The 13,579-nt window shown below is 70.6% G+C and carries 15 protein-coding genes; 5 read left to right on the forward strand and 10 right to left on the reverse strand.

What is annotated here, in order from left to right; all coding sequences use genetic code 11:
- Positions 1–3: 3 nt before the first annotated feature.
- Entirely contained in the window at positions 4–651 is a 648-nt protein-coding gene (locus EXE45_RS07840) for a hypothetical protein (protein ID WP_092920664.1), read from the reverse strand.
- A gap of 74 nt (positions 652–725) precedes the next feature.
- Here EXE45_RS07840 and EXE45_RS07845 point away from each other — a divergent pair, with 74 nt between their 5' ends.
- The gene (locus EXE45_RS07845; protein ID WP_092920665.1) at positions 726–1,805 is read left to right on the forward strand and encodes a cell division protein; all 1,080 of its coding nucleotides are present in this window, start codon (positions 726–728) and stop codon (positions 1,803–1,805) included.
- Positions 1,806–1,907: 102 nt separating this feature from the next.
- Entirely contained in the window at positions 1,908–2,615 is a 708-nt protein-coding gene (locus EXE45_RS07850; protein ID WP_092920666.1) for a phosphoglycerol geranylgeranyltransferase, read from the forward strand.
- A gap of 452 nt (positions 2,616–3,067) precedes the next feature.
- Here EXE45_RS07850 and EXE45_RS07855 read toward each other — a convergent pair whose 3' ends face one another.
- Complete coding sequence (locus tag EXE45_RS07855; RefSeq protein WP_137693995.1) at positions 3,068–3,706, reverse strand: riboflavin synthase; 639 nt, start codon at positions 3,704–3,706, stop codon at positions 3,068–3,070.
- 155 nt (positions 3,707–3,861) lie between these two features.
- Between EXE45_RS07855 and EXE45_RS07860 the strand changes: the two genes are divergently transcribed.
- Entirely contained in the window at positions 3,862–4,185 is a 324-nt protein-coding gene (locus EXE45_RS07860) for a hypothetical protein (protein ID WP_092920668.1), read from the forward strand.
- An 11-nt stretch (positions 4,186–4,196) separates the two neighbouring features.
- Here EXE45_RS07860 and EXE45_RS07865 read toward each other — a convergent pair whose 3' ends face one another.
- The 5 genes from EXE45_RS07865 to EXE45_RS07880 form a co-directional block, all read right to left on the reverse strand.
- The gene (locus EXE45_RS07865; protein ID WP_137693996.1) at positions 4,197–5,606 is read right to left on the reverse strand and encodes a Xaa-Pro peptidase family protein; all 1,410 of its coding nucleotides are present in this window, start codon (positions 5,604–5,606) and stop codon (positions 4,197–4,199) included.
- The gene (locus EXE45_RS07870; protein ID WP_137693997.1) at positions 5,603–7,447 is read right to left on the reverse strand and encodes a UvrD-helicase domain-containing protein; all 1,845 of its coding nucleotides are present in this window, start codon (positions 7,445–7,447) and stop codon (positions 5,603–5,605) included. Before EXE45_RS07870 ends, EXE45_RS07865 begins: the two co-directional genes overlap by 4 nt.
- A gap of 118 nt (positions 7,448–7,565) precedes the next feature.
- Positions 7,566–7,724 (reverse strand): hypothetical protein, encoded by a 159-nt coding sequence (locus tag EXE45_RS20390; RefSeq protein WP_167551915.1) that lies wholly within the window; start codon positions 7,722–7,724, stop codon positions 7,566–7,568.
- Between the two features lie 86 nt (positions 7,725–7,810).
- Positions 7,811–7,993, reverse strand: coding sequence for an HVO_0416 family zinc finger protein (locus tag EXE45_RS07875; RefSeq protein ID WP_092920671.1), 183 nt, complete (start codon positions 7,991–7,993; stop codon positions 7,811–7,813).
- Between the two features lie 151 nt (positions 7,994–8,144).
- Positions 8,145–8,687, reverse strand: a complete 543-nt coding sequence (locus EXE45_RS07880; protein ID WP_092920672.1) for a CDP-2,3-bis-(O-geranylgeranyl)-sn-glycerol synthase — start codon at positions 8,685–8,687, stop codon at positions 8,145–8,147.
- 90 nt (positions 8,688–8,777) lie between these two features.
- Here EXE45_RS07880 and EXE45_RS07885 point away from each other — a divergent pair, with 90 nt between their 5' ends.
- Together EXE45_RS07885 and EXE45_RS07890 are read left to right on the forward strand one after the other, a co-directional pair.
- Positions 8,778–9,617, forward strand: coding sequence for a proline dehydrogenase family protein (locus EXE45_RS07885; RefSeq protein ID WP_092920673.1), 840 nt, complete (start codon positions 8,778–8,780; stop codon positions 9,615–9,617).
- Between the two features lie 96 nt (positions 9,618–9,713).
- Positions 9,714–10,427 carry a DUF502 domain-containing protein gene (locus EXE45_RS07890; RefSeq protein ID WP_092920674.1) on the forward strand — a complete coding sequence of 238 codons (714 nt, stop codon included), beginning with the start codon at positions 9,714–9,716 and terminating at the stop codon, positions 10,425–10,427.
- A 25-nt stretch (positions 10,428–10,452) separates the two neighbouring features.
- Here EXE45_RS07890 and EXE45_RS07895 read toward each other — a convergent pair whose 3' ends face one another.
- From EXE45_RS07895 to EXE45_RS07905, 3 genes are all read right to left on the reverse strand, one after another.
- The gene (locus tag EXE45_RS07895; protein ID WP_092920675.1) at positions 10,453–11,382 is read right to left on the reverse strand and encodes a branched-chain amino acid transaminase; all 930 of its coding nucleotides are present in this window, start codon (positions 11,380–11,382) and stop codon (positions 10,453–10,455) included.
- Positions 11,383–11,951: 569 nt separating this feature from the next.
- A complete protein-coding gene (ribB, locus tag EXE45_RS07900) occupies positions 11,952–12,695 on the reverse strand; it encodes a 3,4-dihydroxy-2-butanone-4-phosphate synthase (RefSeq protein WP_137693998.1) in 744 nt (247 codons plus the stop codon).
- Positions 12,695–13,453: a DUF120 domain-containing protein gene (locus EXE45_RS07905; protein WP_137693999.1), complete on the reverse strand. Its 759-nt coding sequence runs from the start codon at positions 13,451–13,453 to the stop codon at positions 12,695–12,697. The genes ribB and EXE45_RS07905 overlap by 1 nt, the downstream gene beginning before the upstream one ends.
- Positions 13,454–13,579: the final 126 nt, after the last annotated feature.

A 13,579-nucleotide genomic window follows, 5' to 3' on the forward strand; every position in this document is an offset into this window, starting at 1 on the left:
CGGTCACAGCGACTCCCGGAGCCGGTCGAGCGCGTCGGCCGCCCACGCGTCGCCGTCGCCGCTTCCGTCGCCGTCGGCGTCTCGACCGAGGGACCCGTCGCCGCCCCCGTCACGCGGTCCCGACGCGGAACGGTCGTCGGGAAGCGCGGCGTCGAGGGCGCTCTCCGAGGGCACGGCGTCGCCGGTGTCGTCGGTCGGCGTCGCGTCGCGCCGTCGAGACCGGCGATCGGATCGGTCGGCGGCGGCGTCCCCGCGCTCCCCGCTCCGCTCGCGGGCTCCGTCGACCTCCCGGCCGGCTTCCGTCGCCCGTGCCAGCGCGAGGTCGGCCCGCCGCTCGACCTCGCGGTTGACCGCCCTGACCGACCCCGCGTAGCCGCGGATCGCCTGGGTCGCCGCCTCCAACTCCGCGACGCGCTCCTCGAGGTCGTCGAGCCGCGATTCGAGCCGATCGCGCTCGGCCGTCGCCTCCGCGTCCGCGACGGCGTCGGCCGGCCGCGCGTCGCTCCCGGTCACCGCGCGCTCGACGGCGCGGAGGCGGGACTCGATCCGGTCGGTCGACCCGTTCGCTCCGGTCGTCGCCTCCGTCCCCGGCCTCGGCGGCGCCGCGTCCGTTTCCGCTCCCGGACCGGCGCTCTGTCCGTTGTCGCTCATGCGACCGGCTGGCCGCGTCTCCACTCTTAAACCTCGGGGAAACAGTATTCACCGGGGAACGGGAATGTCTCGCTATGAAGGCAGTCCTCCTCGGCGTCGGACAGGCGGGCGGCAAGCTCACGACCGCCCTCGCGGAGTTCGACGCCGACGCCGGCTACGGCGCGGTCCTCGACGCGCTCGCCGTCAACACCGCCGCGGCCGACCTCGACCCCCTCCCGCTCGAAACGGTCCTCGTCGGGCAGTCGCGCGTCAACGGCCACGGCGTCGGCGGCGACAACGAACTCGGCGCGGAAGTGATGGACGAGGACGCCGTCGAGGTGCTCGACGCGCTCGCCCCGAAGGTCACCGCGGCGGCCGAGGCGGTGTTCGTCGTCGCGGGCCTGGGCGGCGGGACGGGCTCCGGCGGCGCGCCGGTCCTCGTCCGCGAGCTGAACCGGGTGTACGACGTGCCCGTCTACGCGATCGGTATCCTCCCCGGCCGCGACGAGGGGACGATGTATCAGGTGAACGCCGGGCGGTCGCTCAAGACGCTCGTCCGCGAGGCGGACGCGACGATCCTGCTCGACAACGACGCGTGGCGCTCCTCGGGGGAGTCCATGGAGGGCGGCTACGAGGCGATCAACGCCTCGATGGCGAAGCGGATCGGGCTCATCTTGGCGGCCGGCGAGGCGGTCGAGGGCGTCGGTGAGTCCGTCGTCGACACGAGCGAGGTGATCAACACGCTCCGCGCGGGCGGGATGGCCGCCGTCGGCTTCGCCTCGGCGCCCGCGGCCGAGGACGCGGAGGAGAACGTCACCACGGTGACGAGCGCGGTCCGCAGCGCGGTGATGACCGGGCTCTCCCTGCCGAACGCCACCGACGCCGACGCGGCCCTCGTCGCGGTCGCCGGCGACCCGGACCGGATCTCGCGGAAGGGCGCGGAGAAGGCCCGCAAGTGGCTCCAAGAGGAGACGGGCTCGATGCAGGTCCGCGGCGGCGACTTCCCGCTCGACTCCGACCGGATCGCCGCCTTGGTCCTCCTCGCGGGCGTCGAGCGTTCCCAGCGGGTGGAGGCGTTCTTGGAGCGCGCCAGGCAGGCGGTCCGCGACGAGCCCGAGGAGAAGTCCGACCCGGCGGCCGCGTTCGAGAACGACGAGATCGACGACCTGCTGTGAGGCGGCCGCGACGCCCGAAGCCCGGCGGCGAGTCGGGCGACGCGTCCGGCCGACGGGACAGGTTCCGCACCTTTTTGGTCTCGCCCGGTGGAGTCTCGCCCGATGACCAACCCGTGGGACGACTGGGACCACGTGCTGAAGGTCGACCCCGACAAGGACCTACAGCCGGGCGAGACCTTCGAGGACGTCTGCCGGACCGGGACGGACGCGATCGAGATCGGCGGGACCCTCGACGTCACCGCGGAGAAGATGACGCGCGTCGTCGACGCCGCCGCGGAGTACGACGTGCCGCTGTACCAGGAGCCGTCGAACCCGGGCGTCGTGATCGACTCGCCGGCGCTCGACGGCTACCTGATCCCGACCGTGTTCAACGCGGGCGGTCCCTTCTGGATCACGGGCGCGCACAAGGAGTGGGTCCGCATCGACGACCTCGACTGGAGCCGGACCCACACCGAGGCGTACATCGTCCTCAACCCGGACGCCGCGGTCGCGGAGCTGACCGACGCGAACTGCGACCTCGCGGCCGACGACGTGGGGGCGTACGCGAAGGTGGCCGAGCGCATGTTCGGCCAGGAGATCGTCTACGTCGAGTACTCCGGCACGTTCGGGGACACCGAGAAGGTCGCGGCCGCCCACGACGCCCTCGACGACGCCACGCTCTTCTACGGCGGCGGGATCCACGACTACGAGTCGGCAAACGAGATGGCCGCCCACAGCGACGTGATCGTCGTCGGCGACCTGCTCCACGACGAGGGCGTCGACGCCGTCCGCGAGACGGTGAAGGGCGCGAAGGACGCGCACGACGCCTAAACGTCCTTCAGTTCCCTGGCTCTCCCGCTGATTCGTCCACTTCGGGGATCGCTTACTTCGCTCGCGGATGCTCTCCAGGGCGAAGACAGTCGATCTGCTGGACTGAGCGGGTCAGCGATACGGTCGGCGCGTGCCTCCGAGCGCCCATCGGGCGCGAGGAGCACGCGCGAGGGAGTCGGTGGTCCGGAGCGAAGCGGAGGACCACCGACGAGGCTGGGGAGGCGTGAGGTGCTGTGCGGTGCCGTGCGGGGTGGGACTCAAAGGGGCAGCCGCGAGGGCGAAGGCGCGCGATGCAAGGACCGCAGGCGCGAACGGAGTGAGCGCCGAGGACCACAGCGAGCGCACCGAGCCCTCGCGGCTGGGGCTTTGGTGGCAGTCACCGCAGTCTCGGCTTCGGAGTCACACCGTCGAGCGGCCGGCGGTTCCGAACCACCGTCTTCCCGTAACGCTTCTCAGGCGTCCCCCTCAAGCATGTTCTCGACGTACTTCGCGATCACGTCCACCTCTAGGTGGACCGGGTCGCCGACCGACTTCTCCGAGAGCGTCGTCAGCTCGTAGGTCGTCGGGATGACCGCCACGTCGAACTCGTCGCCGCGCTTCTCGGCGACCGTCAGCGAGATGCCGTCGAGCGTCACGGAGCCCTTGTCGACGAGGTAGCGGTCCTGTCCCGACGGAATCGCGAAGGTGAACCGCCAGTCCTCGCCGACGCGCTCGATCCCCCTCACCTCCGCGACGGTGTCGACGTGGCCCTGGACGACGTGGCCGTCGAACCGCCCGTCGGCGGGCATCGCGCGCTCGACGTTGACCGCGTCGCCCTCGCGCACGTCGCCGAGGTACGTCTTCGCGACCGTCTCGCTCGCGAGGAACACCTCGAACCACTCGCCGCCGTCGGCGTCACCGCCGTGGCCCGCTCCGGCCGCGCCGCCGTCGACGCCGTACTCCTCGACGGTCAGGCAGACGCCGCTCACGCTGATCGACTGGCCGTGATAGAGGTCGTCGTACCCGTCGACGCCGATCCGCAGCCGCAGCCCGTCGTCGGTCTCGGTCCGCTCGCGGACCGCGCCGGTGCCCTCGACGATGCCGGTGAACATACCGGAACTGGGGGCGGGCGACGGTTATCGGTTCTGGGTCCGCGCGGTCGCGGCGGCGGCCGGCTCCGCCGGGCGGCGCCGTCGCCGTCGCGCGGCGGAGCCGGGCCGAGCCGTCGCCGCGTTCCTTTTGCCTCCCGGGAATCAACGGGGGCGCAATGCGACTCGGACTGCTGGACATGATCGGGCTGGCGGGATCGCTCGTCTTCGCGCTCCCGCTGGCGAACTACGCCGTCATCCGGCTGTTCGCCGGCGAGGTCGCGCTCGGCGTCGGCCTGTTTGTCGTCGCCGCCGCGATGGTCGTCCTCCCGCAGTACTTCCTCGACCCGGCTCGGATCGCCCGCAGGCTCTTTTCGGGACTGTTGCCCCGCCAGCTGCGCGGCGATACCGACAGCGCGGACGCCGGCCGCGAAAGCGGCGCAGACGAGTCCGAGTCGCCGGACGCCGCAGCGGTCGACGGCGACGACGCGACGGGGCGGTAGGCCGCCGCCGCTCAGGTCGGGTCCGCGTCCGGCACGATACCGAACGGGTACTCGGCCAGCAGCTCGTACCCCTCGTCGGTGACGAGGACCAGGTCCTCCAGCCTGACGCCCCCGATTTCGGGGTCGTAGACGCCGGGCTCGACCGTCACCACGTGGCCCGGTCGGAGTTCGCCCGCGCCCGACAGCGACGGTCCCTCGTGGAGGCTCACGCCGACGCCGTGGCCGGTCCCGTGCGTGAAGCCGGCCTCGCCCTCGCCCGCGTTCGGCTCGAACCCGTACGCGGTGAGCTCCGCGGCCGCCTCGCCGTGGACCGCCTTGGCCGGGACGCCGGGTTCGACCTCGTCGAGCGCGGCCTCGCGGGCGGCCTCGACCGCGACGTACGCCCGGCGCTCCCACCCGCCGTCGCCGTCGACGACGAACGTCCGCGTCACGTCGCCGTGGTACCCGTCCGGGCCGCGCGGCGAGATATCGATCAACACCGTCTCGCCGGGACGGATCGGGTCGCTGCCGACGTAGTGGAGGTCGGCCGCCGACGGGCCGGCGCCGATCACCGTGTTGCCCGCGTCGCGCACCCCGCGAGCAGCGAGGACGCGGTTCGCCTCGCGGCGGAGCCGCTCGGTCGTCAGCGGCTCGCCCTCCCAGCGGAGCGGGGGTCGGCGGTCGTCGTCGGACCGGCCGTCTCCGCCGCTCCCGTCGGCACCCTCGACGGCCTCGCTTTCGACGGCCTCGCTCTCGGCGAGGACCGCCTCGGCGCGGGCCATCCCGGCGACCGCCGCGCGCTGAACTCTCCGGAGCCGGTCGACCTCCGCGGGCGTCTTGCGCGCCCGAGCGGCCGCGACCGCGTCCGTCGACGAGAGGTCGTTACCCGCGCGCTCCAGGTACACCGCGGCGTCGTGGGGGATCGACGCGGGAGCGAGGACGGTCGGACCGTCGTCCTCGGCCGCGGCGCTCGCGCCGTCGACGAGGTCGTCCACGACCGCGGCGGCGCGCTCGCCGGCGTGGTCGCCGACGCCTTCGGTCCGGACCTCGCGGACGACCCCGTCGTGAAACGCGCGGTCGTCCGCGTCGGCATCGTCGGTCGGATCCGCGGTCGACTCGCGGGCGACCGCGACGAACTCCCGCTCCGCCTGCTCGCGGAACAGCGCGGGGGCACAGAGGACCGCGCGCCCAGCCGGCGAGTTCGCCGTCGGCTCGTCGTCTCCGTCCGTCGCTCCGCCGCTCGGAACGACGACCAGCGCGTACGGCCGGTCGGGCCCGGAAAAGCGCGTGAGGTAACGCAGGTCGTCGTCGAAGCGGTCCCCGACCGCGACGAACGCGGCCGCGTCGGCCTCGCGGACCGCCTCGACGACGGGGCGGAGGTCGGTCCGGAGGGGGGCGGCCGCTCCCTCGGCGCCTCCCGGCGCCGCGTCCTCCCCGCTCACGGCTCCGGTTCGGGCACCGCCAGCTCGGCCTGGACCTCCTCGACGAGCTCCTGGGCCGGCTCCTCGCGGAGCTCGTTGAACAGCAGGACGCTGATCGGGAGCGTCGGCGCGCCGCCGATGAGGCTCTCCATGATCACGAGGCGCTCGCGAGCCCGAGACATCCCGACGTAGAAGACGCGGCGCTCGTTGTCGGTGAGGACGGGGACGGGGCTCGTCGCCTTCGTGAACTCCTCGACGCCGTCGACGTCGGTCGGGTCGTCGATGGAGGCGGCCATCTGCTCGACCACCTTCTCGGTGAGGTCGGTCGCGACGAACACGTGATCGGCCTCGCGGCCCTTCGCGGAGTGGATGGTGCCGACCCGGACGCGGGTGGGATCGGTCCCCTGGTAGTCGCCCTCGAAGTACGCGCCCATCGACTTGCGCTGGAAGCTCGTCACCTTCCGGACCATGTCGTCGGCGCTCGCGGTGTCCGGCATGAAGGGGATGTACTCGTCGAGCGTGTCGGCCGCGATATCGATGTCGGCGACGTCGTCGGCGTCGGCCGCCTCCTCGCGGTCGTCGAGGAAGTCGTAGAACTCCTCGCGGTCGTGGGTCCCGAACGCCGACTCCTGGAGCATGTCGGCCAACCGCCGCGCCTCCAGCCCGGTCACGGGCTCGTCGGCCTCGGCCTTCTCGATGGCGCTGACGTAGTCCTGGACGCGATCGGTCCACATCCGTCCGTCGGTGAGCATGGAGAAGGGGATCCCGTGGCCGATGAACTCGTCGATGAAGTCGAACATCTGGTAGCGGGCGCGGAACAGACACATGATGTCGCCCTCGTCGTCTTCGACCGTGTACCGGACGTTCCGGACGAGTTCGAGCATCGAGGGCGACTCGATCGCCTCGACGGTGCCGCCCTCCTTGCGCGGGTGGAGGTCCTTCTCCTGGCGCTTGTCGATGTGGCGGATCTCGGCGTTGACGACGTTGAGGATCTCGGAGGGGAGCCGGTAGGAGTTCGGGAGGACCACGTCCTCGTCGACCTCGGTGTCCAGGAGGAGGTCGGGGTCGGCGCCCTGCCACGCGTAGACGACCTGGTCGTCGTCGCCGGCGATGAGCACCTTCTCCATGTGCGGGCGCCACTCCTCGAAGACGTTGTACTGGAGCGTCGTGATGTCCTGGAACTCGTCGATGATCAGGTAGTCGACGCTGGGGACGAGCGAGCGCTGCGCGACCCGTTCGAGCATGTCCGCGAAGCCGACGAGGTCGTTGTCGCCCTTGTACGCGCGCCACGCCCGGATCGTCTCCGGGATGTCGATGCGCTCGTCGTCCGAGGGCCACGTGGGCGTGTACTTGTTCCCTTCCTGGGCGTTCGGGTCCTCCTCGGGCGGGAGCCTGACCTCCTCGACGTCCCACTGGAAGGGGACCTCGTACCAGTCGCCCACGTCGCGCTCGGTCCGCTGGAGCCACTGGGAGGTGGCGATGATCTTGTTGCCGATCGTCGTCGAGCGGGCGGTCCGGCGGCCGGCGCCGCCGTGCTGGTCCTCGAACTCGATGCCGTACTCCTCGCAGAACGACTCCTTGTCGTCCTCGCCGACGACGTCGCCCCGAGAGAGGTCGAGCAGTTCGTACGCCTTCGCGTGCATCGTGCTCACGTTCCCCTGGAGGCTGCGGGGGGAGACGTCGAGCCGCTCGGCGAGCCGCTCGCGGATCTCCGCTGCGGCCGCGCGCGTGTACGAGACGACGAGCACGTCGCGGACCTCCGCGTCCTCCGCTTCGAGGATCCCCTCGACGCGGTCCAAGAGCGCGGTCGTCTTCCCGCTCCCGGGCCCCCCGAACAGCCGCGTCACCGTGGTATCGGTCATTGTTACCTCCAGATTCCGGTTCTCCTTAAACGCCGTGGCTCCGTGGTCGTCGACACGGGTTCCGGTCCGGCCGCGACGGGTCGGCGTTTCATCGCTCGGTAACGGCTCGGGCGTCTCCTCAGCTGCTCCGCGTTGCGCGCGCTTCGCGAACGTCCGCCCCGTCGCGGACGAGGTCCTCACAGGCCGGACAGACGCGGGGTCGATCGACCTCGTTCGGGGTAAACACCCGAACGTAATCAGTCGTGACGAACGAGCCGCAGTTCTGACAGGTCGGCATGGTAGTCACTATCGGGTAATTCCACATAATACTACCGGGGAGTATGACGGAAAGAAAATTCGCGGACCGTGGCGTCGCCGCCGCCCTCAGTTCGGCCGCCAGTCGCAGACGGAACACCGCGCGGACCCTTCCTCGTGGAGCGCACCGCACTCGGGACACTGGAGCTTGTTATAGGATCGCTCCCAGCCTACGATCTCCGTCTCGTGGCCGTGATCGGAGAGGAACTCGTCGAACACGTCGTCGTCCGAGCTGGGTGCACTACTGGACATGCGTGCCATGACATGCCACACCAGCATATATGTCTTTCTCTCGTTCTCGCAGCTGCGAATTACGCGACCGAACGATCAGTCATCAGGAAAAATTAGTTTGATACGCAACTTCTCTGCGAGTCACTCGCCGGGAGCGAACGTCCGCCTCCGCTCACCACGGCTCGTTCTTCAGCCCGAGCGCGTACGCCGCGGCGTTCGTGACGACGTGGAGGACGGGGGTCATCACGAGGACGACCGCGAGGACGCGCGGCGTGAACACCGCGAGCGCCCAGTCGGTGTCGACGAGGAAGGCGAGCGCGAGCGCGCCGACGACGAAGTCGAGCTGGTCGAGCCCCGGGAACGCGGCGCCGCGCTCCCGGCCCGAGCGCCGCTTGAGGAACGAGGCGCCGATGTCGCCGCACATCGCCCCGAACGCGAGCGCGAACGCGGCCGGGAGGGCGAACGTCGGGAATTCGACGCCGAACGCGGCGCTCGCGGGGGGTGAGAGGGCGTTGAGTCCGAGCGCGAGGCAGACGCCGACGAGCGTCCCGACGGCGGTGCCGCGCCACGTCTTCCCGTCGCCGAGCAGCCGCGCGCCGCGCCACTCGCGCCCGCCGTCGATGGGGCGACCGCCGCCGGCCAACACCGCGGCGTTGTTCGGGACGTACGCCGGGAGCATCGCCCAGAACGCCGTCGCGACGAGCGCACCGATCATGTCCTCACGGGCGACGCCCGGGATGTTATAAACCCCGGATCCGTCGCCGGGTCGGCAAAGGTAAAGTTCGCGCCGTCCGGAAGTCACGACATGATCCCCCCCATCGCTCGGCGGTTCGTCGCCGGCGAGAGCGTCCCGTCCGCCCTCGACCACGCCCGCGCCGCGAACGAGGACGGCGTCGCGGTCATCCTGAACCTCCTCGGTGAACACTACGACGACCCCGGCGACGCGAGGGCGGACACGGACGCCTACCTACAGCTGCTCGACGACATCGCCGACAGCGGCCTCGACGCCTGCGTTTCGGTGAAGCCCTCCCAGATCGGGATGGACGTCTCGCCGGACCTCTTCGCGGAGCACTACCGCGAGATCGTCGCGCGCGCCGACGAGCTCGACGCGTTCGTCTGGTGTGACATGGAGGACGCGGACACGACCGACGACACCCTCGACGCCTTCGAGTCCATCGCCGCCGACTACCCGTGGAGCGTCGGCCAGTGTATCCAGTCGAACCTCAGGCGCACCGCGGACGACCTCGACCGCCTCGTCGACGTCCCCGGCAAGATCCGGCTCGTGAAGGGCGCGTACGACGAGCCGTCGTCGATCGCGTACACCGACAAGGCGCGCGTCGACGAGGCGTACCGCGACGACCTCCGGCTCCTCTTCGAGCGCCGAGACCGCGGGATCGCGGTCGGCAGCCACGACCCCGAGATGATCTCGCTGGCGGACCGGCTGGCGCGCGAGCACGGGGCCGACTACGAGGTCCAGATGCTGATGGGGGTCCGCGAGGACGCCCAGCGCGACCTCGCCGCGCAGGGGATCGACGTGTATCAGTACGCGCCGTACGGCGACAAGTGGCTCTCGTACTTCTACCGGCGCGTCCGCGAGCGCAAGGAGAACCTGACGTTCGCGGCCCGGGCGGTGCTGGGGCAGTAGCCGGCGATCCCGCGTCCGGCGTCCGGCGTCGACCTCGGCTCGCCGCCGGCGCGTGAAAGCCCTCTTAAGGATTGCCGACGCATACCGATCCGATAGATGTCCACGTGGAAACGCGACTTCGCCAGCGGGCTCATCGTGCTGGCGCCGCTCCTCGTCCTCCTCTTAGTCCTCCGGTGGATCTACCAGTACATCGCGTCGATCCCGCTGATCGAGGGGCTCCAGCCCGAGATCATCCCGGCGCCGTTAGAGCCCGTTTCCCGGGTGATAATCGCGTTCGCGGTGTTCGCGACCGTCGTCCTCGCGGTCGGGTACTTCATGCGGACCACGCTCGGTCGTCTGGCGGAGTCGGCGGTGGACGACGCGATAAACCGGATCCCGGCGCTCCGGGTGGTGTACAACGCCTCGAAGCTCGCGATCGAGACGGCGATCTCCGGCACCGACGAGCTACAGAGCCCGGTGTACATCGAGACGTGGCCCGGCATCCGCATGACCGCGTTCCGAACCGGGAAGAAGACTCGCGACGGCAAGATCGTCCTGTTCATGCCGACCGCCCCGAACATCACCACCGGCTTCGTCATCGAGGTCGAGCCGGAGCGGATCGAGGAGACCGGCGAGACCGTCGAGGAGGGGATGACGCGGGTCCTCTCCGCCGGCTTCGCGGAGTCGGCACACCAGGTCCCCGTCCACGAGGAGAACCCCGACGAGGGGGACGGCGGCCGGACTCCGGGCGGGTTCGGACACGTCCGGACCGACGGGACGGCCGGCGATTCGGCGGGGTCGACTGCCGAGGAAAGCGGGTCGGGTGAGTAGCGGTTCGGGCGAGTAGCGGGTCGTTTCAAAGGTAGGTGAACCACTCGTCGTGGTCGTCCGTCCGGCGCTCGACCAGGTCGAAGAAGGCGCTCTGGAGCTCCTCGGTGACCGGCCCGCGAGTGCCGGCGCCGATCTCGGTGTCGTCGACCGAGCGGATCGGGGTGACCTCGGCCGCGGAGCCGGTGAAGAACAGCTCGTCGGCGGTGTACAGCTGCCCGCGCGAGATGACGGCCTCGTCGTGGACCTCGTAGCCGCGCTCCTCGGCGAGGGCGATCACGGTGTCGCGGGTGATCCCTTCGAGGATGGACTGCGCCGGCCCGGTGGTGTATATCTCGCCGTCGTTGACCATGAAGATGTTCTCGCCCGGCCCCTCCGCGACGTTGCCCTCCTTGTTGAGGACGACGGCCTCGACGTAGCCGTTCCGGCGCGCCTCCTCGCCCGCAAGCATGGAGTTGACGTAGAGGCCGGTCGTCTTCACGTTCGTCGGCACCTGCGAGGAGGCGTGTTTCCGCCACGAGGAGACCATCACGTCGACGCCGTCTTCGAGGGCCTCCTCGCCGAGGTACGCGCCCCACGGCCACGCCGCGAGGACGAGGTCGGTCGGACAGTCCTTCGGGGAGACGCCGAGCGAGTCGTAGCCGTAGTAGGCGATCGGCCGGATGTACGCGGAGTCGAGGTCCTGCCGGTCGAGGAGTTCGAGGGTGGCCTCGGTGATCTCCTCGCGGGAGTGTTCGATGTCCATGTCGTACATCTTCGCGGAGTCGAACAGCCGGTCGAGGTGCTCGTCCCAGCGGAACACCGCCGGCCCCCGCTCGGTTTCGTAACAGCGGACGCCCTCGAACACGCCGCTCCCGTAGTGGAGCGCGTGGGTCAGCACGTGGGTCGTCGCGTCCTCCCAGTCGAGGAACTCCCCGTTCTTCCAGATCGTGTCGACGTCCATCTCGTCGAATCCCATGGTCGGGAGTTGCGGCCGGCGGGCTTAAAACTGTGACAAGCGGCCGGGGCTGTCGCGAGGAAGCGAGGTCGGATCGATGCGTGGGGTGGGGTTTTGGACTCGATGCTGCTACCGCGGTAGCCGATTTCGAGACTCTGGTCGATTACTTATAAATAGATGTCCGCAGATCGCCGGCAAACACTGCTGAAGATCCATCTGATATTTTATAAATAGCTTCCTACACGTTGTCGGCGACCAACGCCAAAGCCCCAGTCGCGAGGGCGCAGTACGCTCGCTGTCGTTCGAAAGGCGCGGAGCGCCTTTCGTGATGACGAGAGAGCTTCGCTCTCTCGAACCACGCTCCTCGTCGCTCGTTTCACTCGCTCCTGCGGTGCTTGCGTCGCCTACGGCGCCCTCGCGACTGCCCCTTCGAGTCTCACCCCGCACAGCACAGCACCGCACCTCATACCTCCCCAGCCTCGTCAGTTGCCCTCCGCTTCGCTCCGGGCGACTGACTCCCTCGCACGCGCTGGCTCGCGGTCGCCGGGGGCGACCGCTCGCAGGCGCGCGCCGACCGCATCAAAAGTCGATTACTTCAGCGCCTCGACGAGGGCCGCGCCCTCGACGTAGGGAATGTCGCGGCGGGCCGCGTAGGCGGCGGCGTCCGCGGGCGCGAGCGCGTCGCCGGTCTCGTCGTCGAGCATCTCGCAGACCACGGCGGCGGGCGCGGCGCCCACGGCCTCGGCCATCGCGAGGCCGAGTTCGGTGTGACCGGTCCGCCCCGCGAGCCCGTCGCGGTCGCCGCGCAGGACGTGGACGTGACCGGGCGCGCGGAACTCCGCCGCGAAGTCCTCGGGCCCGTAGCCGGTCGGGTCGTCGCGGACGCGGCCGGCCGCGTTCGCCACCTCCACGATGGTCCTCGCGCGGTCCGCGTCCGTGATCCCGGTGAACGTCTCGCGGTGGTTCACGGGCAGCGAGAACGAGGACCGGTCGTCGTAGTCGGGGTCGTCGTCGACCGCCGGGTGGTCGAGCGCGTCCGCGAGGAACGGCAGGTCGAACGCGTCGCCGACCGCGTCGCTGACGGCCACGCAGATCAGCCCGCCCGCGTCGTTTCGCATGTGCGCGACCGCGGCCTCGTCGACCGCGCCGGCCGGGTAGACGATGTCCGTCTCGCCCTCGCGGTCCGCGAAGTCGTGGACGCAGACGGGGTCGCCGGCGCGGAAGGCGTCGAGCGCGCGCTCGACGGGGTCGGCCGCGTCCGCGGACTCGGCGGCGTCGGTCGACTCGCCGGCGCCCGGACTCGCCTTCGCGTCGGCGTCGACGTCGGCGCGCATCAGGCGGCCTCCGTCTCCACGGCGGTCGCGTCGGGCTCGTCCGCGCGGCTCGCCGGCTCGACGCGCACCTCCACGGTGTCGCCGTCCGCGAGGTCGAGCGCGTCGCGCAGGCGGTCCGGCGCGATCAGTTCGAGCTGGTCGTCGTCGTGGTGGGTCCGGTCGGGGACGATGGCGTGGACCTCCTCGTAGCGCTCGCCGTCCGCGACGAGGGTGACCCCGTAGCAGGTGGCGGCGCCGTAGGTGCGGTCCTCGCCCTCCCACGCGTCGATGGGGACGGCGTCGATGCCGGCCATCTCGCCGCGCCGGCGGACGCTCTCCTCGGTGAGGTCGACGTTGAGCGTGCCCGGGAACGGGTCGTAGCCCAGCCGCTCGCGGAACTGCTCGGCGTAGCCCGGCAGCGTGATGTAGTGGCGCCCCTCGCCCATCCCGCCGGTGACCGAGCCGCGGAGCGAGAGCTCGACGTCCGACTCGAACAGCCGGCGGTAGTCGGCGTACTCCGCGCGGAGCGCGGCCTCGCCCGCGTCCGTCACCCGGACCCACTGCCCGTCGCTGACCACGTCGCGCTCGACGTAGCCCGCGGATTCGAGCGTCTGGAGGCGTCGAGAGGCGGTCTGCGTGGAGGCGTCGAGCCGGTCGCCGAGCGCCGCGCACGACACCTTCGTCTCGGAGAGGCCGCCGACCAGCCCGACGTGTTTGAGGGCCGCGAGCGCGGCCGGGTCCACGTCGGCCGCCGCGTCGGTCGCCGTCGCGTCTGACATACGATACGCTCGGTCGTCAGCGGGCAAAAGGGTAACGAATGTGGAACGCATCTCAGGAACGTTAATCAGTCGGCGGAACCGACCGGAGACCGCTGGAGCCGATAGTTCCCGCGCTGGATATGTAAC

Origin of the sequence: Halorubrum sp. SP9 (assembly GCF_005435015.1) — an archaeon.
GTDB lineage: Archaea > Halobacteriota > Halobacteria > Halobacteriales > Haloferacaceae > Halorubrum > Halorubrum sodomense.